The 21,848-nt window shown below is 67.5% G+C and carries 18 protein-coding genes and 1 pseudogene; 10 read left to right on the forward strand and 9 right to left on the reverse strand.

The features are described 5' to 3' along the window. Nucleotides 1-69: 69 nt before the first annotated feature. The gene (locus tag ACIP1U_RS01370; RefSeq protein ID WP_400310767.1) at nt 70-990 is read right to left on the reverse strand and encodes a branched-chain amino acid transaminase; all 921 of its coding nucleotides are present in this window, start codon (nt 988-990) and stop codon (nt 70-72) included. Between the two features lie 211 nt (nt 991-1,201). On the opposite strand from ACIP1U_RS01370, the gene ACIP1U_RS01375 reads away from it, so the two are divergent. Together ACIP1U_RS01375 and ACIP1U_RS01380 are read left to right on the forward strand one after the other, a co-directional pair. Then, nucleotides 1,202-4,204, forward strand: a complete 3,003-nt coding sequence (locus ACIP1U_RS01375; protein WP_400310770.1) for a DEAD/DEAH box helicase — start codon at nt 1,202-1,204, stop codon at nt 4,202-4,204. 150 nt (nt 4,205-4,354) lie between these two features. After that, nucleotides 4,355-5,374, forward strand: coding sequence for a Bug family tripartite tricarboxylate transporter substrate binding protein (locus ACIP1U_RS01380; protein WP_400310772.1), 1,020 nt, complete (start codon nt 4,355-4,357; stop codon nt 5,372-5,374). Nucleotides 5,375-5,467: 93 nt separating this feature from the next. Here ACIP1U_RS01380 and ACIP1U_RS01385 read toward each other — a convergent pair whose 3' ends face one another. Then, nucleotides 5,468-6,604 carry a helix-turn-helix transcriptional regulator gene (locus tag ACIP1U_RS01385; protein ID WP_400310774.1) on the reverse strand — a complete coding sequence of 379 codons (1,137 nt, stop codon included), beginning with the start codon at nt 6,602-6,604 and terminating at the stop codon, nt 5,468-5,470. A 99-nt stretch (nt 6,605-6,703) separates the two neighbouring features. Beyond that, complete coding sequence (locus ACIP1U_RS01390) at nt 6,704-7,810, reverse strand: helix-turn-helix transcriptional regulator (protein WP_400310777.1); 1,107 nt, start codon at nt 7,808-7,810, stop codon at nt 6,704-6,706. A 370-nt stretch (nt 7,811-8,180) separates the two neighbouring features. On the opposite strand from ACIP1U_RS01390, the gene ACIP1U_RS01395 reads away from it, so the two are divergent. The 7 genes from ACIP1U_RS01395 to ACIP1U_RS01425 all read left to right on the forward strand — a co-directional run bounded on the left by ACIP1U_RS01395 (nt 8,181) and on the right by ACIP1U_RS01425 (nt 16,103). Next, entirely contained in the window at nt 8,181-9,377 is a 1,197-nt protein-coding gene (locus ACIP1U_RS01395; protein ID WP_400310779.1) for a phosphoglycerate kinase, read from the forward strand. 59 nt (nt 9,378-9,436) lie between these two features. Then, a complete protein-coding gene (gene pyk, locus ACIP1U_RS01400; RefSeq protein WP_400310781.1) occupies nt 9,437-10,873 on the forward strand; it encodes a pyruvate kinase in 1,437 nt (478 codons plus the stop codon). Nucleotides 10,874-10,923: 50 nt separating this feature from the next. Next, the gene (gene fba / locus ACIP1U_RS01405) at nt 10,924-11,988 is read left to right on the forward strand and encodes a class II fructose-bisphosphate aldolase (protein WP_400310782.1); all 1,065 of its coding nucleotides are present in this window, start codon (nt 10,924-10,926) and stop codon (nt 11,986-11,988) included. Between the two features lie 229 nt (nt 11,989-12,217). Next, on the forward strand, nt 12,218-13,126 hold the full coding sequence (locus ACIP1U_RS01410; RefSeq protein WP_400310784.1) for a phosphoribosylaminoimidazolesuccinocarboxamide synthase: 909 nt from the start codon (nt 12,218-12,220) through the stop codon (nt 13,124-13,126). Between the two features lie 172 nt (nt 13,127-13,298). Beyond that, the gene (gene purE, locus ACIP1U_RS01415) at nt 13,299-13,796 is read left to right on the forward strand and encodes a 5-(carboxyamino)imidazole ribonucleotide mutase (protein WP_400310787.1); all 498 of its coding nucleotides are present in this window, start codon (nt 13,299-13,301) and stop codon (nt 13,794-13,796) included. A gap of 41 nt (nt 13,797-13,837) precedes the next feature. Continuing rightward, nucleotides 13,838-15,082, forward strand: coding sequence for a 5-(carboxyamino)imidazole ribonucleotide synthase (locus ACIP1U_RS01420; RefSeq protein ID WP_400310789.1), 1,245 nt, complete (start codon nt 13,838-13,840; stop codon nt 15,080-15,082). A 31-nt stretch (nt 15,083-15,113) separates the two neighbouring features. After that, nucleotides 15,114-16,103 carry an L-threonylcarbamoyladenylate synthase gene (locus tag ACIP1U_RS01425; RefSeq protein ID WP_400310791.1) on the forward strand — a complete coding sequence of 330 codons (990 nt, stop codon included), beginning with the start codon at nt 15,114-15,116 and terminating at the stop codon, nt 16,101-16,103. A 14-nt stretch (nt 16,104-16,117) separates the two neighbouring features. On the opposite strand, the gene ACIP1U_RS01430 is transcribed toward ACIP1U_RS01425, so the two are convergent. Next, nucleotides 16,118-16,264 carry a hypothetical protein gene (locus tag ACIP1U_RS01430; RefSeq protein WP_400310794.1) on the reverse strand — a complete coding sequence of 49 codons (147 nt, stop codon included), beginning with the start codon at nt 16,262-16,264 and terminating at the stop codon, nt 16,118-16,120. Nucleotides 16,265-16,272: 8 nt separating this feature from the next. On the opposite strand from ACIP1U_RS01430, the pseudogene ACIP1U_RS01435 reads away from it, so the two are divergent. After that, nucleotides 16,273-16,448, forward strand: a pseudogene (locus ACIP1U_RS01435) (acyl-CoA dehydrogenase family protein); the annotation flags it as partial. 497 nt (nt 16,449-16,945) lie between these two features. On the opposite strand, the gene ACIP1U_RS01440 reads toward ACIP1U_RS01435, so the two are convergent. The 5 genes from ACIP1U_RS01440 to ACIP1U_RS01460 all read right to left on the reverse strand — a co-directional run bounded on the left by ACIP1U_RS01440 (nt 16,946) and on the right by ACIP1U_RS01460 (nt 21,708). Next, entirely contained in the window at nt 16,946-17,272 is a 327-nt protein-coding gene (locus ACIP1U_RS01440; RefSeq protein WP_400310796.1) for an AzlD domain-containing protein, read from the reverse strand. Beyond that, nucleotides 17,269-18,120: an AzlC family ABC transporter permease gene (locus tag ACIP1U_RS01445; protein ID WP_400310798.1), complete on the reverse strand. Its 852-nt coding sequence runs from the start codon at nt 18,118-18,120 to the stop codon at nt 17,269-17,271. Before ACIP1U_RS01445 ends, ACIP1U_RS01440 begins: the two co-directional genes overlap by 4 nt. A gap of 190 nt (nt 18,121-18,310) precedes the next feature. Further along, on the reverse strand, nt 18,311-19,936 hold the full coding sequence (gene dacB / locus ACIP1U_RS01450) for a D-alanyl-D-alanine carboxypeptidase/D-alanyl-D-alanine-endopeptidase (RefSeq protein WP_400310801.1): 1,626 nt from the start codon (nt 19,934-19,936) through the stop codon (nt 18,311-18,313). Nucleotides 19,937-19,981: 45 nt separating this feature from the next. Beyond that, nucleotides 19,982-20,560, reverse strand: a complete 579-nt coding sequence (locus ACIP1U_RS01455; protein ID WP_400310803.1) for a MarR family winged helix-turn-helix transcriptional regulator — start codon at nt 20,558-20,560, stop codon at nt 19,982-19,984. Next, a complete protein-coding gene (locus tag ACIP1U_RS01460; protein WP_400310806.1) occupies nt 20,557-21,708 on the reverse strand; it encodes an ABC transporter substrate-binding protein in 1,152 nt (383 codons plus the stop codon). The genes ACIP1U_RS01455 and ACIP1U_RS01460 overlap by 4 nt, the downstream gene beginning before the upstream one ends. Nucleotides 21,709-21,848 lie beyond the last annotated feature (140 nt).

The following is a 21,848-nucleotide window of genomic DNA, read 5'->3' on the forward strand; positions in this document are numbered from 1 at the left end:
TTCGTCAAAACTAGGCATGCCCCGCGCGCATGGCGGCGGGAGCGGGGCACGCGGGCTGGCGGCCGGTGCTCAGACCAGCGTCAGCCACTTCTTGTACTGTTCGTTGGTGCCGCCCACGGCGGCAAAGAACGCGTCCTGGATCTGCTTGGTCACCGGGCCGCGGCGGCCTTCGCCGATGATGCGGTCGTCCAGTTCGCGGATCGGCGTGACTTCGGCGGCGGTGCCGGTGAAGAAGGCTTCGTCGGCGCAGTACATCTCGTCGCGGGTGATGCGCTTCTCGCGCACCTCGATGCCCAGGTCGCGCGCGATGGTCAGCGTGGCGTCGCGCGTGATGCCATCCAGGCACGAGGCCAGGTCAGGGGTGTAGATCACGCCGTTGCGCACGATGAAGACGTTCTCGCCCGAGCCTTCGCTGACGTAGCCCTCGGTGTCGAGCAGCAGCGCTTCGTCGTAGCCCAGGCCGGTCGCCTCCTGGTTGGCGAGGATCGAGTTGATGTAGTAGCCGCTGGCCTTGGCGCGCACCAGCGACACGTTGACATGGTGGCGGGTGAAGGACGACGTCTTCACGCGGATGCCGCGCTCCATGCCTTCCTCGCCCAGGTAGGCACCCCACGGCCACGCCGCGATCGCCACGTGGATGGTGTTGCCCTTGGCCGACACGCCCAGCTTTTCCGAGCCGATCCACACCAGCGGGCGGATGTAGCAGGATTCCAGGTTGTTGGCGCGTACCACTTCGCGCTGGGCGGCTTCCAGGGTGGCCTCGTCGAACGGCATGGCCATCTGGAAGATCTTGGCAGAATTGAACAGGCGGCGGGTGTGCTCTTTCAGGCGGAAGATGGCGGTGCCTTCAGGCGTCTTGTAGGCGCGCACGCCCTCGAACACGCCCATGCCGTAATGCAGCGTATGCGTCAGCACGTGGATCTTGGCGTCGCGCCATTCGATCAGCTTGCCGTCCATCCAAATCTTGCCGTCGCGATCCGCCATCGACATGTCTTTTCTCCCAGCGCCGTGAAAGTAGCAAAAACGACATTGTAAGCCCGGGGGGCATGGGTGCCAACGCGAGCGGCGGGGGGAGGGCGGAGGAAAAGGACACGGCGGGGCGCGGCGGGGCGCGGCGGCGGACTAGAATCCTCATTTCCGTGCGTTTGCCGGCGCCCCTGTTGCATCGTCGGGGCCTGCCCAGGCGCCAGTCCATTCCCTCGTGCCTTTGACCACACATTCCGACCCGCATGCCGAACCCGGCCAGCCTGGCTGGGAGCAGGCGCTGGAAGCGCTGCGCGCCCTCGCCAGCGCCGAACCCGCCGCTGCCAGCGAGGGCGGCCGCCGCCTGCTGTGGGCGCTGACGCTGGAACCGGACGGCGGCGTGGCCACCATCGAACCGCTGGAGCAGGTGCGCGGGGCACGGGGCTGGGGCAGGCCCAAGCCCGTGCCGCTGGCGCGCGTGGCCGAGGACGACCGGCTCGAGCCGTGGGACGCACGCATCGCGCGCGCGATCCGGCGCGATGCCTCGCACAACCGGCGCTATGTGCTGGATCGCGCGGCCGCCGCCATGGCGCTGGTCGGCCACCCGGCCGTGGTGCTCGGCCACGCCCCGTCGCAGACGCTGGAGGTGGTCGAAGATGCGCCCGCGCTGGAGGCCGTGCACAGCGCCGGCCGCTATGTGCTGCGCCTGTATCCGCCGCTGCGCGAGGCGCCGGCGATGGAGGCTCTCCTGCCCGCCGCGGCGCGCCAGGAGGCCGAGGCGCTGCGCCAGGTCACGGTGCTGCGAGACGGGCCGCACCGGCTCAAGGTGCTTCGCTTCACCCCGGCGCAATTCGACGCCGCGCGGCTGATCGGCGACGGGCTGGCAATCCCGGAGGACGGCCAGGCCCAGCTCGACCGCACGCTGCGGGCGCTGGCCGGCCACTTCCAGGTCCATGCCGACCGGGCCGCCGGCACGCGTCCGGTCGAAGCCGAAGCGCGCTTGCGCGCCGAGGTCGCGCCGATCGGCGGCTTGGCCGGGCGCGGCATTACCATGCGGCTGGTGGTCACGCCGCTGGGTCAGCTCGGGCCGCGGCTCGCGCCGGGCGCGGGCAGGGAACGCCTGATGGCCGCGGTGCGCGGCGAGACGCTGGTCACCCAGCGCGATCTCGATGCCGAACTGGCCAGCGTGGCCGAGGTCTTCGCCGCGCTGCCGGTGCTGGTCACGCAGTCGCCGCCGGGCGGCGAATATACCTGGACGCTGGACGATCCCGAAGACGCGCTGACGGTGCTCGAAGCGCTGCACGGCCTGCCCGCGGTGCAGGCCGTGGAATGGCCGCGCGGCAAGGAAATCCGCATCGTGCCCGCCGACCTGCCGCAACTCGGCGTCCACATCGAAAGCCGCGGCGCCTGGTACCGGCTGGCCGGCGAGCTGCGCGTGGCCGAAGGACTGGTGCTGGAGCTGGGCAAGCTGATCGACTGGACCGGCAGCCACGCCGGCCGCTTCGTGCCGATGGGGCAGGGTGTCTTCGTGGCGCTGACGCGCGCGCTGCGCGGCCAGTTGCGCGACCTGGCATCGGTAGCCGAGCGCATCCCTGACGGCATCCGCGTGCCGCAGATGGCCACGCCGTGGCTGGATGACGTGCTGGCCGGCGCGGGCGTCGATCCGGACGCGCATTTCCGCCAGCGCATCGCCCGCCTGCGCGCGGCGCGCGACACGCCAATCACCGTGCCCGCCACGCTGGCCGCGGAACTGCGCCCCTACCAGGAGGCCGGCTACCGCTGGGCCATGACGCTGGCCGCCTCGGGGCTGGGCGCCTGCCTGGCCGACGACATGGGACTGGGCAAGACCGTGCAGTCGCTGGCGGTGCTGGTGGCGCGCGCGGCCGGCGGCGCCGCGCTGGTAATCGCGCCCACCTCGGTGTGCGGCAACTGGGCGGCCGAGGCGCGCCGCTTCGCGCCCACGCTCAATGTCCATGTCTATGCCGAAGGTGCAGACAATGCGCGCGAAACGCTGCTGGCACAGGCCGGGCCGCATGACCTGGTGATCGTCTCGTACACGTTGCTGCAGCAGGCGCGCGAGGACTTCTGCGCGCGCGACTGGCATACCGTGGTCGCCGACGAAGCGCAGGCATTCAAGAACGCCATCACGCGGCGCGCCCAGGCGATGTTTGATCTGCGGGCCGATTTCCGCATGGCATTGAGCGGTACCCCGGTAGAAAACCGGCTGGCCGAGCTGTGGTCGGTGATGCGCTTCTGCAACCCGGGTTTGCTGGGCTCGCTGGCCCGTTTCAACGAGCATTTCGCCAACCCGATCGAGCGCGGCGGCGGTGTGTGCGGCATGAGCGAGGCCCGCCAGCGCCTGCGCCGCATGATCGGGCCCTTTGTGCTGCGCCGGACCAAGGCCCAGGTACTCGACGAACTGCCGCCGCGCACGGAGCTGGTGATCCGGGTCGAGCCCGAAGCGGTGGAAGCCGCGCACTACGAAGCGCTGCGCCGGCAAGCGCAGACCCAGGCCGAAGCCGCGCTGGCGCGCGTGGAGGCGGCGCGCAAGGCCACGCAAGGCGCGCCGGCCGGGGCCAAGGCACGCGCCCTCGCGCAGGCGCAGCAGCAATCGCAGGCGCGCATCCATGTGCTGGCGCAGATCATGCGCCTGCGCCGCGCCGCGTGCGACCCGCGCCTGGCCACGCCTGAAATCGGCAGCCAGCTCGAAGCGGGCGCCAAGCTGCGCGCCTTCGTGGCACTGGCCGGCGAACTGGCCGCCAGCGGGCACAAGACGCTGGTGTTCAGCCAGTTCGTCGACTTCCTGCAGCTGCTGCGCCAGGGCCTGGAGCGCGCCGGGCTGGCGCTGCAGTACCTGGACGGTGCCACCCCGGCGGCAGAGCGCACGCGCCGCGTGGCCGCGTTCCAGGCGGGCGAGGGCGATGTCTTCCTGATCAGCCTGAAGGCCGGAGGCTTCGGCCTGAACCTGACCGCGGCGGACTACGTGATCATCGCCGATCCGTGGTGGAATCCCGCCGCCGAGGACCAGGCGATGGGCCGCGCGCACCGTATCGGCCAGCAGCGCCCCGTGACCGTGTATCGGTTGATCAACGCCGGCACCATCGAGGAGCGCATCGTCGACCTGCACCGCGACAAGCGCGCGCTGGCCGACGGGCTGCTGGAGGCAGATGACGAAAGCGCCGCCGGGACAGGCGCGCCGTTGCCGGATACCGACGAGCTGGTGGGGCTGCTACGCCGCTAAACGTCACGGCAGGCGCACATATGCCCCCACGGCATACCTTCAAGCGAACTGGTTCGTTTGGTTTTGGCAGGATCCTTGCTATCTTGTGGCGCTGGCCCGGGGCTCAGACCCCGGCCGCTTTATTGTGCTGACTTTCCTGACGGTGCCCCCATGCCCATTTCGTCCCGCCTGCCGCGCTTGTCCTTCCATTCCGCTTCCCGCCTGGCCTCAGGCATGGCCGCCCTGTGCGCCGTCGCTGCCGTCAGCGCGCCCGCCCAGGCCCAGGGCGAGTGGCCGACGCAGCCGGTGACCATCCTGATGGGCTTCACCGCCGGCTCCGGCGTCGACATGGTGGGCCGCGCGCTGCAGGAATCGCTGCAGAAGTCGCTCAAGACCACGATCATCTATGACTACCGTCCTGGCGCCGGCGGCAACGTTGCCTCCGAGGTGGTGGCGCACGCCAAGCCGGACGGCTACACGCTGCTGCTTGGCACCGCGGCAACGCACGGCATCAACCCGGTGCTGTACAAGAACCTGCCGTTCGACGCCGAAGCCGATTTCACGCCGGTGGCGCCGCTGGTCGAAGTGTCCAACGTGCTGACCGTCAATCCGGCCGTGATCGACGTGAAGACCGTGAAGGAATTCATCGAGAAGGTGAAAGCCAATCCGGGCAAGTACAACTATGCATCGACCGGCAACGGCACCGGCACGCACCTGGCCTTCGCGGAATTCAATGCCCGCGCCGGGCTCGATATGGTCCACGTGCCGTACAAGGGCGGCCCCGATGCGCTGCAGGCTGTGGTGAAGGGCGAAGTCTGCTGCATCTTCAACCAGGTGCAGAGCGTGCTGCCGCAATACCGTGCCGGCAAGGTGCGGCTGCTGGGTGTGACCACCGGCAAGCGCGTGCCGGTGATTCCGGACGTGCCGACCATTGCCGAGAGCGGCGTCGCTGGCTACAACAGCACCATCTGGTTCGGCTTCTTCGGGCCCAAGGGGCTGGATCCGAAGATCGCCCGCAAGATCAACGACGCGGTCAAGGTCGCGCTGGAAACGCCGTCGATCCGGCAGAAGCTGGTCGATGCCGGCAACACGCCGCGGATCGAGTCGGTGGAGCAGTTCAAGGCCACCGTCAAGGCGGACCGGCAGAAGTGGGCGGGGGTGGTGAAGACGGTGGGGGCTTCGATCGATTGAGGGCACATCGGGGGCTTCACTTCGTTGAGGCTCCGGCCCTCTCCCCCGGCCCCTCTCCCGCGAGCGGGAGAGGGGAGCAAGCATGCGGGTGCCCTAAGCCCTGACCCCCAGTCGCGTCAACAAGTGCGCCAACTGCGCCTGCGTCCCCGTCGCGGTCTTATTAAAGATAGCCTTCAACTGCGTTCTCCCGGTCTCCCTCCGGATCCCGATCTGCTCGCAAGCCTCAGGCAGCCCGATCCCCGTTGACAACTGCAGCGCCAACCGCGTCTCCGCCGGCGTCAGCCCATACAAGTCCCGCAGCACCCCCGGCAACGTCATCGGCGCGACCCCTGGTTCATGGATCGCCACCAGCACGCTGGGCCGCTGCCAATCCATCGACAGTTGATGCGCCGGTGGCAAAGGCAACAAAATTATCTGTGCCTGCCGCCCGCCACCATCCACTGCCCGCAGCGCCTGCGCCGGCTGCGGATTGCCCGGATCGCACGCCGCCTTCAGCGCATCGGCAAACGGCCGCGACAGCCGCCATCCTTCAGCAAGCCCGCCCGCCGACACCGCCGCCGCGCTGGTCTCGATCGACACCACCGGCAGCAGCCGCCGCACCCACGCCTCTCCCGTACTGTTGGCGAGCAGCGTCTTGCCATCGTCCCGCAACACGATCACCCCAAACGGCAGCCGCTCCAGCAACTGGCTCGACGCATGCGCCAGCGCTGATACCTGGTGCGTGCGGTCGCGCAGCGCCATGGCGTGGCGCACATGCGGAATCGCCCAGTCGAGTGCGCGCGCGTCCTCGGGCGAATACTGGTTGCCGCCCTGCGGCCGCTGCAGCGACAGGAACACTTCATAGTGCGGCTTGCGCTCGATCAGGCAGGCCATCACCGACGATTGCTCGAACTGGCGCAGGAACTCGCCGTAGAACGGCGACTGGCGCATCGTCTGCGAACCCAGCTCGCGCGAATCGATATACCAGTTGCCCACCGACATGCGTTGGGCGAAGGGCAGGGCCGGATCGATGGCTGCGTAGTATTCGCTGTAGGCGGCTACCGCTTCGGGCACGGGATTGACCACCTGGTTCACCAGTACGCGTTCGTGGACCGTATCGCGCACCAGCAGCAGTGCATGCGAGCTGTCGCTGGCCTGGCAAAGCGCGCCCAGGCTGCGGCGCCAGGCATCGGCGTCGAAGATCCCCTCGTACAGCGCGCGGATGGTGTCATGCATCGGCGTGTCGCTCATGGTTTTTCTTTCTTCTTTTTCGTACTTTTGATACTTCCTTCGCGCGGCTGTGCCAGGGCTGCCGGTGTTGCCGGCCGGCGTACCGCGCGAGGATGGAATTCAGGCCGCTTCCAGCGCCGCGCCCAAGCGCGAAAGCAAGTAGGTGAGCTGGGCCTGGCTGTTGGTGCCGGTCTTGTGGAAGACGGCCTTGAGCTGCGTGCGCGCCGTTTCGTGGCGGATGTTCAGCTGCTGGCTGGCTTCGGGCAGGCCCTGGCCGCCGGCGAGCTGGGTCGCCAGCCGCGTTTCCGCCGGCGTCAGGCCGTACAGGTCGCGCAGCACGGGAGCCAGCAGCAGCGGCGCGCTATCGTCCTCGTGCACTACCACCAGCGCCGCCGGCTCCTGCCACTGCGCGGCAAAGGCGTGCGAGGGCGGCAGCGGCAGCACGATCACCTGCGCGCTGGCGCCGTTGCCGTCGGTGGCGCGCGCGGCCTGGGCGGCCACCGCGCGCTGCGGATCGCAGGCCGCGGCCAGCATTTCACCGAAGGGGCGCGACAGGGTCCAGTCCGAGACCTTGCCCGCCGGGTCCAGGCGCCGCACCCATCGTTCGCCGGCGCGATTGCCCAGCAGCACCTGGCGCTGCGGCGAAAACACCAGCAGCGCAAAGTTGAGCCGCTCCACCAGCTGCGACGACAGCCGCGCCAGCACGGTCAGCCCCAGCGTGCGGTCGCGCATGGCCATGGCGCTGCGCATATGCGGGATGATCCAGTCCATGCCGCGGGTGTCGTCGGTCGAGAACAGCGGCTGCGTGCGACCGCGCTGCATCGAGAAATAGACTTCGTAATGCGGCTGGCGCGCGACCAGGCATGCCACGTAGGAGCGCAGGCCGTAGCGGTGGAAGAAATCGCGGTAGAACGGGTGGCGCGCCATGGCGCCTTCGCCCAACTCGCGCGCGTCGACGTACCACGCGCCCGGCTGCAGCCGCGGCGCGAATTGCTTGGCCGGGTCGATGGCCTGGAAATCCGATTCGTACTCGGTGAACAATTCCACCACCGGATTGACGATTTCATTGACGGTGACCTGGTCGCGTACCGTGTCCCAGACCATCATCGAGGCGTGCGCCGAGCCGGCCATATCGGTCAGGGTGCGCAGGCTTTGCTGCCAGGCACCGGGATCGAGAATGCCCTCGTACAAGCCACGGATCGCTCCGTGCATGTCGGCTTCTTTCATCTGATTACCCCCTGCATTCGCGACAAAACAATGCGCGGCGCCGGCTGTGCGCCCCCGCGCACGCCGGCATGCCTTGTTGTTATCCGCCTGGTGCTATCCTGGCCGTTTGTTTGACCGGCTCTGGTGTCAGTGCGTGTCTGTTGTAGCAGACGTTGCATACATTACCGCACTCGGGGGAGCAAGGGGACATTCCCTTGACCCTTCTTTCGTGGGGAGGCAGCGAAGCGCGTCGGCCGGGGAGAAAGTCCAATTGTGCGTGTTGATTCACATTGAAAGTTGGTTGCAGCCGGAATCGCCAAAGCGTTGACCGCGATCAGGTAAAATCCCCGTTTCCCCGATTTTTCAGCGAAATCTCGCGCCTTTCACCGTCATGACCACTGTCCTGCGTCTTTCCGATCTGATTTCCCAAGGCAAAATCTCCGGCAAGCGGGTGTTCATCCGCGCCGACCTGAACGTGCCGCAGGACGACGCCGGCAATATCACCGAGGACACCCGCATCCGCGCCTCGGTGCCCGCGATCGAGGCCTGCCTGGCCGCCGGCGCCGCAGTGATGGTCACCTCCCACCTGGGCCGCCCGACCGAAGGCGAGTTCAAGCCGGAAGACTCCCTGGCGCCGATCGCCACGCGCCTGTCCGAGCTGCTGGGCAAGCAGGTCAAGCTGGTGCAGGACTGGGTCGACGGCGTCGAGGTCGCGCCCGGCCAGGTGGTTCTGCTGGAAAACTGCCGCGTGAACAAGGGCGAGAAGAAGAACAGCGACGAGCTGGCGCAGAAGATGGCCAAGCTCTGTGACGTCTATGTGAACGACGCTTTCGGCACCGCGCATCGCGCTGAAGCCACCACCCATGGCATCGCCAGGTACGCCCCGATCGCCTGCGCCGGCCCGCTGCTGGCGGCCGAGATCGACGCGCTGGGCAAGGCCCTGGGCCAGCCGGCCCGTCCGCTGGTGGCGATCGTGGCCGGCTCCAAGGTCTCGACCAAGCTGACCATCCTGAAGTCGCTGGCCGACAAGGTCGACAACCTGGTCGTCGGCGGCGGCATCGCCAACACCTTCATGCTGGCTGCCGGCCTGAAGATCGGCAAGTCGCTGGCGGAAGCCGACCTGGTCGGCGATGCCAAGGCCATCATCGACATCATGGCCAGGCGCGGCGCCTCGGTGCCCATTCCCGTCGACGTGGTCTGCGCCAAGGAATTCAGCGCAACCGCCGCGGCGATTGTCAAGGACGTCAAGGACGTGGCTGACGACGACATGATCCTGGACATCGGCCCCAAGACGGCCGCCCTGCTGGCCGAGCAACTGAAGGCCGCCGGCACCATCGTCTGGAATGGCCCGGTGGGCGTGTTCGAGTTCGACCAGTTCGGCAACGGCACCAGGGTGCTGGCGCAGGCCATCGCCGATTCCAAGGCATTCTCGATCGCCGGCGGCGGCGACACGCTGGCCGCCATCGCCAAATACGGCATTGCCGATCGCATCGGTTATATCTCCACCGGCGGCGGCGCGTTCCTGGAATTCCTGGAAGGCAAGAAGCTGCCCGCCTTTGAAGTGCTGGAACAGCGCGCAGCAGGCTGAAGCATCCGCCAGGCCCGGCGCCGTGCCGGGCCCCCGTCCTTCACCAAGGAAACCCGCGCATGACCCGTTCCACCAAGATCGTTGCCACCATTGGCCCCGCCTCCAGCTCGCTGGAGATCCTGACGCGCATGATTGCCGCGGGGGTCGACGTGGTGCGGCTGAATTTCTCGCACGGCACCGCGCAGGACCATATCGACCGCGCCCGCCTGGTGCGCGAAGCCGCCCAGGCTTGTGGCCGCGAAGTGGCGATCATGGCGGACCTGCAGGGCCCCAAGATCCGCGTCGGCAAGTTCGAGCAGGGCAAGGTCACGCTCAAGCCGGGCGACCCCTTTGTCCTCGATTCCGCCTGCCAGCTCGGCAATCAGGAACGCGTTGGCCTGGACTACCAGGACCTGCCGCGCGACGTCGGCCCGGGCGACCTGCTGCTGCTGAACGACGGCCTGATCGTGCTGGTGGTGGAGCGGGTGCTTGGCACCGAGATCTTCACCACCGTGCGCATCGGCGGCGACCTGTCCAACAACAAGGGCATCAACCGCCAGGGCGGCGGCCTGTCGGCGCCGGCTTTGACAGCCAAGGACATGGACGACATCAAGACCGCCATGGCCCTGGGCGCGGACTATGTCGCGGTCAGCTTCCCGAAGAACGCCACCGACATGGAAATGGCGCGCCAGCTGGCCGCCGTGGCCGGCCAGCCGCACGGCCACAAGGCCCGCATGATCGCCAAGATCGAGCGCGCCGAGGCCATTCACCCGGGCGTGCTGGAAGAAATCCTGCAGGCATCCGACGGCATCATGGTGGCACGTGGCGACCTCGCCGTTGAAGTCGGCAACGCCGCAGTGCCCGCGCTGCAGAAGCGCATGATCAAGCTGGCGCGCGAAGCCAACAAGCTCACCATCACCGCGACGCAGATGATGGAAAGCATGATCGTCAATCCGGTGCCGACGCGCGCCGAGGTGTCGGACGTGGCCAACGCCGTGCTGGACGGCACCGACGCCGTGATGCTGTCGGCCGAGACCGCCGCCGGGCGCTACCCGATCGAGACCGTCGAGGCCATGGCCGCGGTCTGCATCGAGGCCGAGAAGTCCGAGGTGGTGCAGCTCGACACCGACTTCCTCAACCAGACCTTCTCGCGCATCGACCAGTCGGTGGCGATGGGTGCGCTGTTCACGGCCTATCATTTGCAGGTGAAGGCGATTGCCGCGCTGACCGATTCCGGCGCCACCGCGCTGTGGATGAGCCGCCACCGCATCCATGTGCCGATCTACGCCATGACGCCCAACCTGGCCTCGCAGCGCAAGATGCAGTTGTACCGCAACGTGGTGCCGCTGCCGCTGCAATCCAGCGCCGACCGCGACACCGCGCTGGAGCAGGCCGAAGAGCTGCTGCTGGCGCAGGGCGTGGTGCAGCGCGGCGATTTCATCGTGCTGACCATCGGCGAGCCGATGGGGCAGCCCGGCGGTACCAACACCCTGAAGATCGTCAGGGTGGGGCATTGAGCGCCGACAGAAGAATACAGAGACACCCCATTTTTATTTAGGAGTTAGACATGCCACTCGTTTCGATGCGCCAACTGCTGGACCACGCAGCCGAGAACAGCTACGGCCTGCCGGCCTTCAACGTGAACAACCTCGAGCAAGTGCAGGCCATCATGCAGGCGGCCGACGAGGTCAACGCTCCGGTGATCATGCAAGCTTCGGCCGGCGCCCGCAAATACGCCGGCGAGCATTTCCTGCGCCACCTGATCGAAGCCGCGGTCGAAGCGTACCCGCACATCCCGGTGGTGATGCACCAGGACCACGGCCAGTCGCCGGCGATCTGCCAGGGCGCGATCGACCTGGGCTTCTCGTCGGTGATGATGGACGGCTCGCTGCGCGAAGACGGCAAGACCCCGGCCGAGTACGACTACAACATCGACGTCACCCGCAAGGTGGTGGAACTGGCCCACGCCGTCGGCGTGACCGTGGAAGGCGAGCTGGGCTGCCTGGGCTCGCTGGAAACCGGTGAAGCCGGAGAAGAAGACGGCATCGGCGCCGAAGGCGTGCTGGACCACTCCATGCTGCTGACCGATCCGGAGCAGGCCGCCGACTTCGTCAAGGCCACCCAGCTGGACGCGCTGGCCATCGCCATCGGCACCTCGCATGGCGCGTACAAGTTCACCCGCAAGCCGACCGGCGACATCCTGGCGATCAGCCGCATCAAGGAAATCCACGCCCGCATCCCCAACACCCACCTGGTGATGCACGGCTCGTCGTCCGTCCCGCAAGAACTGCTGGAAGAAATCCGCAAGTTCGGCGGCGACATGAAGGAAACCTACGGCGTGCCGGTCGAGGAAATCCAGGAAGCCATCAAGTACGGCGTGCGCAAGATCAACATCGATACCGACATCCGCCTGGCCATGACCGGCGCGATCCGTCGCTTCTTTGTCGAGAACCCGAGCAAGTTCGACCCGCGCGAATACCTGAAGCCGGCCCGCGAAGCCGCCAAGCAAGTGTGCAAGGCGCGCTACATTTCCTTCGGCTGCGAGGGCCAGGCCAGCAAGATCAAGCCGGTCACGCTGATCGACGTCGCGCAGCAGTACAAGTCGGGCAAGCTGGCGCAGGTCGTGCAGTAAGCAGTGCCTGGCCCCGCACCGCCGGGGCCGACGCTGACGCCTGGGGCTTCGCTACCGCACGAAGCCCCGCATTGTTTTCTCCCCTCTCCCGCTAGCGGGAGAGGGGTCGGGGGAGAGGGCAGGCGGTTGCCCGTGCCACGGTGCCGTTGATGCGCTCCCCCTCTCCCCCAGCCCCTCTCCCGCAAGCGGGAAAGGGGAGCAAACCGGACGGCGATTCGCCAACTACATCATGTCCAACGCTCTCTACCAGTCCTCCATCAACTCGCTGCCGCTGCTGGGCCACGGCAAGGTGCGCGACAACTACGCCGTCGGCGCCGACAAGCTGCTGATCGTCACCACCGACCGCCTGTCGGCCTTCGACGTCATCATGGGCGAGCCGATCCCCGACAAGGGCCGCGTGCTGAACCAGATGGCCGACTTCTGGTTCAAGAAGCTGGCGCACATCGTGCCGAACCATGAGACCGGCATCGCGCCCGAAACCGTGGTCGCGCCGGAGGAAGTGGAGCAGGTCAAGGGCCGCGCCGTGGTGGTCAAGCGCCTGAAGCCGATCCTGGTCGAGGCCGTGGTGCGCGGCTACCTCGCCGGCAGCGGCTGGAAGGACTACCAGGCTACCGGCAAGGTGTGCGGCATCGCGCTGCCTGCCGGCCTGCAGAACTCGCAGAAGCTGCCTGAGCCGATCTTCACACCGGCCGCCAAGGCTGAAATGGGCGAGCACGACGAGAACATCTCGTTCGTCGAGGTCGAGGCCCGCATCGGCATCGCGCTGGCGCGCCAGATGCGCGAAATCTCGATCCGCCTGTACAAGGAAGCGGCTGAATTTGCCGCCACGCGCGGCATCATCATCGCCGACACCAAGTTCGAATTCGGCCTGGACGACAACGGCGTACTGACGCTGATGGACGAAGTGCTGACCGCCGATTCGTCGCGCTTCTGGCCGGCCGATTCGTATCAGGTGGGCACCAACCCGCCGTCGTTCGACAAGCAGTTCGTGCGCGACTGGCTGGAAGCCGTGCGCATCGACGGCAAGCCGTGGCCCAAGACCGCGCCGGCGCCGCAACTGCCGGATGACGTGATCGAGAAGACGGCGGCGAAGTATCGTGAGGCGCTGACGCGCCTGACGGGTGAAGAATTAAAGTAATTTCGTTGCCACCGGCTTTCAATAGCCAACGGTGTTCTCCCTCTCCCCTCAGCGGGAGAGGGCCGGGGAGAGGGGTGGTCTAGCAAGGCGCCAAGCGTCGAGACGCGCCGGCCCTCTCCCCCGGCCCCTCTCCCGCAGGCGGGAGAGGGGAGCAAACAAGAAGGATCTTGAAGTGAGCAATAATCAAAAGCCGCTGGTCGGCGTCGTGATGGGCAGCAGTTCCGACTGGGACGTGATGCAGCACGCGGTGGCCATGCTGAAGGATTTCGGCGTGCCGTTCGAAGCGCAGGTGGTGTCCGCGCACCGCATGGCCGACGACATGTTCCGCTACGCCGAGACCGCGCGCAGCCGCGGCATCCGCGCCATCATCGCCGGCGCCGGCGGTGCCGCACACCTGCCGGGCATGATCGCCGCCAAGACCATCGTGCCGGTGTTCGGCGTGCCCGTGCCGTCGAAGTACCTGCGCGGCGAGGACTCGCTGCTGTCGATCGTGCAAATGCCCAAGGGCGTGCCGGTCGCCACCTTCGCGATCGGTGAAGCAGGCGCCGCCAATGCCGCGCTGCATGCGATCGCCACGCTGGCGACCACCGATGACGCGCTGGCCGCCGCGCTGGAAGCCTTCCGCGCGAAGCAGACCGAAGCCGCGCGCGCCATGACTTTGCCGCTGTAATGCTGCCGCTGTAATTCTCCGGACCCACACGGAACCGAGCAATGCCCACCGATATCCATCCCTACCTCTCCGAAGCCCACACGCCGGAATCGCGCGCCGAGTTCGGCGTCGACCGTCCCGACGCGCCCATCCTGCCCGGCGCGTGGCTGGGCATGCTCGGCGGCGGCCAGCTCGGCCGCATGTTCACGCATGCTGCGCAGACGATGGGCTATCGCGTGTGCGTGCTCGATCCGGACCAGGACAGCCCGGCGGGCGCGGTGGCCGACAAGCATATCTGCGCCCAGTACACCGACGAGGCCGCGCTGGCCGAGATGGCCAAGCTGTGCCAGGCGGTCAGCACCGAGTTCGAGAACGTGCCGTCGCTGTCGCTGGACCGGCTCGAGCAACTGGGTTCGTTTGTCGCGCCGCGCGGCTACTGCGTGTCGATCGCGCAGAACCGCATCGGCGAGAAGAAGTTCTTCGCCGCCTGTGCCGAGCGCACCGGCGTGCCGACGGCCCCGCACTGGGTGATCCAGCACGACGCCGACGTCGACCAGTTGCCCGACCACGTGCTGCCCGGCATCCTCAAGACTGCGCGCATGGGCTACGACGGCAAGGGCCAGGCCCGCGTGAAGACACGCGACGACGTGCGCGCCGCCTGGAAGGCGATGCAGCATGTGCCGTGCGTGCTGGAACAGATGCTGCCGCTGGCCTATGAAGTCTCGGTACTGGCCGCGCGCGCCGCGGACGGCTCCACCGCGACCTGGCCGCTGGCCGAAAACGTGCACCGCGACGGCATCCTGTTCTCGACGGAAATGCCGTCGACCAGCGTCTCGCCCGCCATCGCCGACCGCGCCCGCGCGGCGGCTGCCGCCATCGCCACGGAAATGGGCTATGTCGGCGTGCTGTGCATCGAGTTCTTCGTGCTGACCGACGGCTCGCTGGTCGCCAACGAAATGGCGCCGCGCCCGCACAACTCGGGCCACATCACCATGGATGCGTGCGAGACCAGCCAGTTCGAGCAGCAGGTGCGCGCCATGGCCCGCCTGCCGCTGGGCAGCACGCGCCAGCATTCGGCCGGCAAGATGCTGAACCTGCTGGGCGATGTGTGGTTCGAGTTCGGGCTGGAACGCACCCCCGCGTGGGACGAGGTGGTGGCGCAGCCCGGCGCCAAGCTGCACCTGTACGGCAAGAACGATGCGCGTCCGTCGCGCAAGATGGGGCACGTCAACTGCATCGGCGAGCATGCCGAAGCGGCCGACGCGGCCTTTGCCGCCGCCGCGCAGGCACTGCATATTTCGCTCTGATATCCCGCTTTGATTCGACGCAAGGAACACGATGTCGCCGCGCACGCCTACGACTGCTGAACTCGATGAAGCCGTCCGCCTGCTCGAGGCGGGGCAACTGGTCGCTTTCCCGACCGAGACGGTCTACGGGCTTGGCGCCGACGCCGAGAATCCCGAGGCGGTCGGCCGCATCTTCTCGCTCAAGGGACGGCCACCCAACCATCCGCTGATCGTGCATGTGGTGGATGGTGCCGATATCGGCTACTGGACCGATGAGGTGCCGCAAGCCGCGCAGCAGCTGATCGACGCCTTCTGGCCCGGCCCGCTGACACTGATTCTGAAGCGCGCGGCGCATATCGATGCCACGGTTGCCGGCGGCCAGGACAGCATCGGCCTGCGCTGCCCGTCGCACCCTGTAGCGCAGGCATTGCTGTCGCGCTTCAAGCGCGGCCGTGGCGGCGTTGCGGCGCCATCGGCCAACAAGTTCGGCCAGGTCAGCCCGACCACCGCGCAGCATGTGCGCGACGAGTTTGGCGATGCGGTCTATGTGCTGGACGGCGATGGGGTGGAGATCGGGATTGAATCGACCATCGTCGACCTGTCGCGGCTCGGCCAGGGCATCGGTCCGGTGCTGCTGCGTCCGGGCGCCATCACCGTGGGGATGCTCGCGCAGGTGCTGGGCGAGGCGCCGCTGCCGCCCGACGCTGCGGCACCGCGCGCGTCTGGCACGCTGAAGGCCCACTACGCCCCGCATACGCCGCTGTTGCTGGCGGATGCGCAGTCGGCATCGGCGCGTCTGACCGCGCTGCCTGACGATGCCCGCGTGGCATGGGTCGGGCGCGCGCCGCTGGCGGACCAGCGCTGCACCTGGGTGCAGGCGCCAGTTGATGCGGCTGCGTACGCGCGCGAGTTGTACCGGCTGCTGCGCAAGCTCGACAAGCAGGGCTATACGCAGTTGGTGTTCGAGCCCTTGCCCGAAGGACAAGAGTGGGCGGGCGTGCGGGACCGGTTGGAGCGGGCAGCGGCGGCGTTCGCCGGCTAAGGCCGCGCCGGGCCTCAGGCGCAATTCCGCTGCAAGGAAAGTGGGAAATCCAGCAGCATCTGCGCGTAGCTCTTGCCAAGCGGGTCGGAGCGCAGGCTGGCGACGCCGCCACCGCCCAGCGCGGCGTGCAGCAGGAAGTTGAGGGCATGCAGGCCCGGCACTTCGAAACGCTCGACCTCTGCCCGAGATCCTGGCTGGCGAGAATGTCTCCGCGCTGGCCATCACTGAACCCGCCGCCGGCTCCGATGCCGCGCAACTCGCGACCAGCGCGAGGGCGGCCACTACCTGGTCAACGGCACCAAGCTGTACATCACCTCCGGCATGCGCACGGACTACTACACCGTGGGACCTGGCGGCACGGCAGTTGGGAATCTAGTTCCCATACCTTGGTTGAGTGCCGGTAGGACGCTTCCAGTCAGCCATGTCCACCCAGCCAGCTAACCAAGCAACTGACGACAGGAAAATTCCCAATCGCATGGCAACGTTGCCAAATCATGATCTGAAGCAATGATCCCTTTGGGGAGATGTCGGATATCTCACGGGCGAACTGTCGCGCAGCAACCAGCACATCTCTTGCCATGAGACCGCAACTGGCCCCGCCCCGCCCGGAGGAATCATGACATTGCCCGGATCACCCCCGTCCTCGGACACGCCCGCCGGCCAGACGCTGGTTACGGTTTCCGAGTTGCATCGCCTAACGGACCTCCTTCACTGCCGCTATGAGATCGACGTTCAGTGCGACAGCGAAGGATTGTGGTTCGTCACCTTTACGTCGCAACCAGGCCGTAGCGATTTCGACCCATGTGCTATCCAGCCCCACACGCGGGGCTCGCAGGAAGCCTTTAGCCAACAACCAGCCGCAATGCCGTATACACTGCCATCCCCACCGCAATCATCCCCACCATGCGCCGCGTCAGCAGATAGAACACCGTCGCAGCAACCGCGGCCACCAGCTTGTAGTTCGACAACGCCACCGTGAAATGCCCCTGCCACGTCATCAGGTCCGGCAGGATGATCGCCGCCAGTGCCGCGGCCGGCGCATAGCGCAGTGCGCGCTGGATACGGTCCGGCACCGTGACATGCTCGCCGGCCATCAGGAACAAGGCCCGCGTGACCACGGTAACGATCGCCATGCCGACCAGCGCGATCCAGACTTCGGTATGGCTCATGCGCGGTCTCCCGGCGGCGCGTCCGCTGCGTTAGCTGCACTGCTGGCCGCTGTGTTGGCCGCTTTGTTGGCGATCGGCGCGGGCCTGTGCCGGCGGATGCCGCGCAGCGTGGCGCGTGCAGCCAGCTCGTCGCTGGCCATGCCCGCGGCAATCGCACCGACCACCGCCACCACCAGCCCGAGCCGGTACGGCAGGTCAAAGCACAACAACGCCAACACCGCCGAAATCACCACAGCCATCAGCGTGGAGCGCGAATTGATGGTGGCGATCATCACCGGGATCAGCGCCATCGTGCCCGCCAGCCCCAGCCCCCAGCTGTCCGGGAACAGGCTCGCCAGCACGATGCCCAGGATCGACGACACCTGCCACATCGCAAAATTGGTCAACGCCATGCCCCAGAAGTAGCCTTCCTTGCCGGGCTCATAGCCCGGCGTCGAATACTTCTGCATGAAGTAGACGAAATGCAGGTCGCCGTTGAAGAAGCCCAGCACCGTGCGCCGCGCCAGCGACAGGTAGCTGAAATGCGGCTGCATGGCGGCGCTGAAGATGACGAAGCGCAGGTTGACCATGGCCGCGGTCAGCCAGATGGTCCACAGCGGCAGCCCGGCGGCGAACAGCGGCAGCACCGCCAGCTGCGCCGAGCCGGCATAGACCAGCAGCGACATGCCGATGGCTTCGGGCACGGTCAGCACCGATTTGCTCATCGCCACGCCGGTGACGAGGCCCCAGGAGAAAACCGCGGGAAGGGAGGGGGCAAAGCGGCGCACGCCGGCCATGAAGCCGTCGCGCTCGGCGGGTGCGAAGCGATGCCAGAAGCGCAACCACACCGAGGGTTGTCGGGAAGTCATGTCAGAGGAAAGGGGCAATGCAGGCCCGGCGCCGAGGGCCGGGCCGGAAAGCTGCCGCCGCAGGACGCGGCCGGCACCTTGGCATTATAGGGTCGGAACGCGCCCTGGTAAGTGGGCACTTAACAAAATGACGCGCCGGCGTTGGCGGCAGGCCACGCGGGGTGGTCTATCCGCCAACGCCGGCGCGATCTCAGGGCGCGCCGCGATACACCCACTGCATCAGCGCGTCGTGCGCCTCCTGCGCCTGCGAGGCGTTGGGGTGGTTGATCATGCTCACCAGCACGTAGCGGTTGCCGTCTTCCGCGTCGACATAGCCGGCCAGCGCCCGTACGTCGGCCAGCGTGCCGGTCTTGAGGTAGCCGCTGCCGGCCGCATTGGCGCGGGTCAGCCGGTTGCGCAGCGTCCCGTCGACGCCCAGCACCGGCAGCGAATCGACCAGCACCGGGCCCACGTTGCTGGCCGCGGCCTGCTGCAGCAGGCGCGCCATGTCGTAGGCGCTGATGCGTTCCTCGCGCGACAGGCCGGAGCCGTTGTCCAGCACCAGCCCGGGCATGTCCAGCCCCTGCTTCGCGAGCCAGCGCCGCACCACGCGGATCGAGCGCTCGGGGCTGGCCGGGCCACCGCGGTCCAGTTCGGCGCCGATGGTCAGGAACAGCTGGCGCGCCATCACGTTGTTGGAAAACTTGTTGATGTCGCGCACGATGTCGGCCAGCGGCAGGCCATAGTGGCGCGCCAGCAGCACCGCGCCGCGCGGCACCTTGCCGCTGCGCAACGCCGGCAAGTGGGTAAAGCGCCCGCCGGCGCGCTGCCATTCGGCGACAAAGCCGCCCCAGGTGAATTCCGCATGCGACAGCGTGGCGATATTGAGCACGTGCTCGCCGCAGTCGCTCGAATAGTCGCCGGCGAACGATGCCAGCACGGTGCCGTCGGATTGTGGCTGCACGCTGGGAGTGGCGCGGCTCTGCCAGTCGCCGCAGCGGCCGTTGGTCAGCGTCAGCTGGTTGTCGAGCTTGAGTTGCGCCAGCTCCGGCGTGACGCTGACCGCCACCGTCTGCGTGACGGGATCCGGCGTCAGCGTGAACGACAGCGTCTTGAAGGCATAGAGCAGGGCATCGGGGCCGACGTTATAGGCGCGCTGCACTTCGCCGTCGATGGTGCCGTTGCCGTTCAGGCCATCGGCAAAGTAGCTGCGGTCCAGCACCAGGTCGCCGTTGATGGCGGCGGCCCCCCCGGCGTGGGCGCTGGCGACCAGCTTGGCCATTTCCTCCGGCACCAGCTTGGGATCGCCGCGGCCGCGCAGGTAGACATTGCCGTTGACGGTGCCGTCGAAGCCGGGCTGCGCGTCGGCGTAGAGCGCGGTCTGCCAGCGGTACTCGGGTCCCAGCAGCTGCAGGCCGGCGAAGGTCGTGACCAGCTTCATGGTCGAGGCCGGATTCATCGGCTGCTGCGCGTTCCAGCTGGCGCGCGCGCTGGGTGCGCCCAGTTTGACTACGTAGAAGCTCGCGGCCGAAGCCGGCACGCCGGCGCGGCGCAAGGCCGCGGCCACCTGCGCCGGCACGCCGGCCTGCACCAGGCCAGGATTGGCGGAAGGCGTGGCTTTTGCCGCCTTGCCGGCAATCTGGTCCTTCTGTGCCTTCCCGCTTTTATGGACCTTCTGGGATTTCTGTACCTTGGCCGACGGCTTGGCCAGCGCCGGCGCGATGACAGGCCCACCGGCCATCAGCAAGGCGGCGGCAAGAAGAGGCGACAGGCGGCGCAGCAGCGCGCCAGGCCGCGATGCGGTTCGCGTGGTGGTTGTTCTTGGCATGGCGGCCATGTTAACGCATGGCAAGCGCCTGCCGGATGACGGTAGCTGTGGCGCTCAGCCGGCGCGCGGCGGCGCCAGCCGGGACAGCAGCGATTTCAGCGTGGCCTGGTCGCTGTCGGACAGCGCGCTGCCTACATGCGCGTCATGCTCGACCACTGCGCGCGTGGCAGCGTCCAGCGTCTTGCGGCCCGATGGCGTCAGCACCAGGCTGTAGGCGCGCCGGTCGCCCGCCGCCGGGCGGCGCGCGACCAGGTTCATCTCTTCCAGCGCATCGACCAGCAGCACCGCACCCGAGCGCGCAATGCCCAGGATACGCGCCAGATCGGTCAGTTTCAGGTGCGGATTGCGCGAGATGATCACCAGGGCCGAGAAGCGCGGCGGGGTGATCTGCCACTGCGACAGCGACAGCACGAAATCCTCGTAGATGCGGATCTGCGCGCGCCGGATGGCGTAGCCGATCAGGCTGTCGAGCACGCCATAGTCGACATTGGGTACATGCGGATCGAAGCCGCCGTCAGCCACCGCCGGATCCGGCGCAAGCGGCTCGCGCGGCTTGCGCCGCGAGCTGGCGGTGTGCGTGCTGCCAGTCTTGCCTGCCGGTGCGTCGGATGCACCGGATGCGTGGGGGATCATTGAAGTAGTTTCCAGTTGCCGTTGTCGATCGTCAGCATAACGCGGCCGCGCTGGTCAAAGCCATAGTGGTCTTGCCCACTGTAATTGAGCACGCCGTGCGACACCACGATGTCCCTCTCGGTCTCCAGCGCGTGTCGCAGCGCCTGGCGGAATGCCGGCGTCCCCGGTTTGGCGCTTTTCAGCGCCACCGGCACGATCCGCTCAAGCACCAGCCCCGCATCGTAGGCATGCGCGCCGAACTGCGTGCGCGATTCGGCGCCGTATTGCTTCTCGTAGCGGGTGACGTAGTCGAGTCCCGGCTTGCGTACCGGATCGCCGGCTGGCAACTGCTCCGGCACGATCACCGGCCCCGCCGGCAGGATCGCACCATTGACCAGGCGTCCGCCGATGCGGATCAGGTCCTTGGTGGCGGCGCCGTGGGTCTGGTAGATGGCGCCGCCGTAGCCGCGCTCGCGCAGCGTGGTGTGCGGCAGCGCAGCACCGGTGCCGGCGCCGGCGATCAGGATGGCATCGGGTTTGGCGGCGATCAGCTTGATGGCCTGCGCGGTCACGCTGGTATCGGCGCGGCCGTAGCGCTCGGTGGCGATCAGGCGCAGGCCGTTGGCGGTGGCGGCAGCGGTGAAATCCTTCAGCCAGGTTTCGCCGTATGCGTCGGCAAAGCCGATAAAGCCGATGGTCTTGACGCCCTTGGTCTTGGCGGTGGCGGCGACGGCATTGGCCATCAGCCGCACCGGCTGCGCCAGCCGGAAGGTCCAGGCACCCCGGCCGGGCTTGAGTTCGATCGGCGAAAAGGCGAGCTGGACGGTCTGGCTTTCCTCGGCGACCTCGGCAATGGCGATCGACGGCGCGACCGCGGATGAGCCGAGGATGATGTCGACCTTGTCCTCGGATATGAAGCGGCGGGCGACCTTGGCACCCTGGGTGGGATCGGAGGCGTCGTCCAGTACGATGTAGCGCACGTCCTCGCCGCCGATCTTCTGCGGCAGGTACGGCATCGAATTCTTCTGCGGGATGCCGAGCGAAGCGGACGGGCCCGTCGTCGACAGGCTGACGCCGACGGTGATGTCGGCCAGTGCGGCGGTGGCGGTGAAGGCCGCGGCGACGACAATGGCGAGACGGGTGAGCCTGGCAGTGGTATGGGGCGCCATGGTTGTTCTCCTCGATGCTAGATGATCTTATGGGTTTTCAATTCCTGACGGTTTGCTCCCCTCTCCCGCTTGCGGGAGAGGGGCCGGGGGTGAGGGCAGGCGGGTCAAAGGCTGATGTCCGTGGGCTCAAAACAGCTGGC

It is taken from the genome of Cupriavidus sp. NPDC089707 (assembly GCF_044748965.1).
In the GTDB taxonomy this organism is placed as follows: Bacteria; Pseudomonadota; Gammaproteobacteria; order Burkholderiales; family Burkholderiaceae; genus Cupriavidus.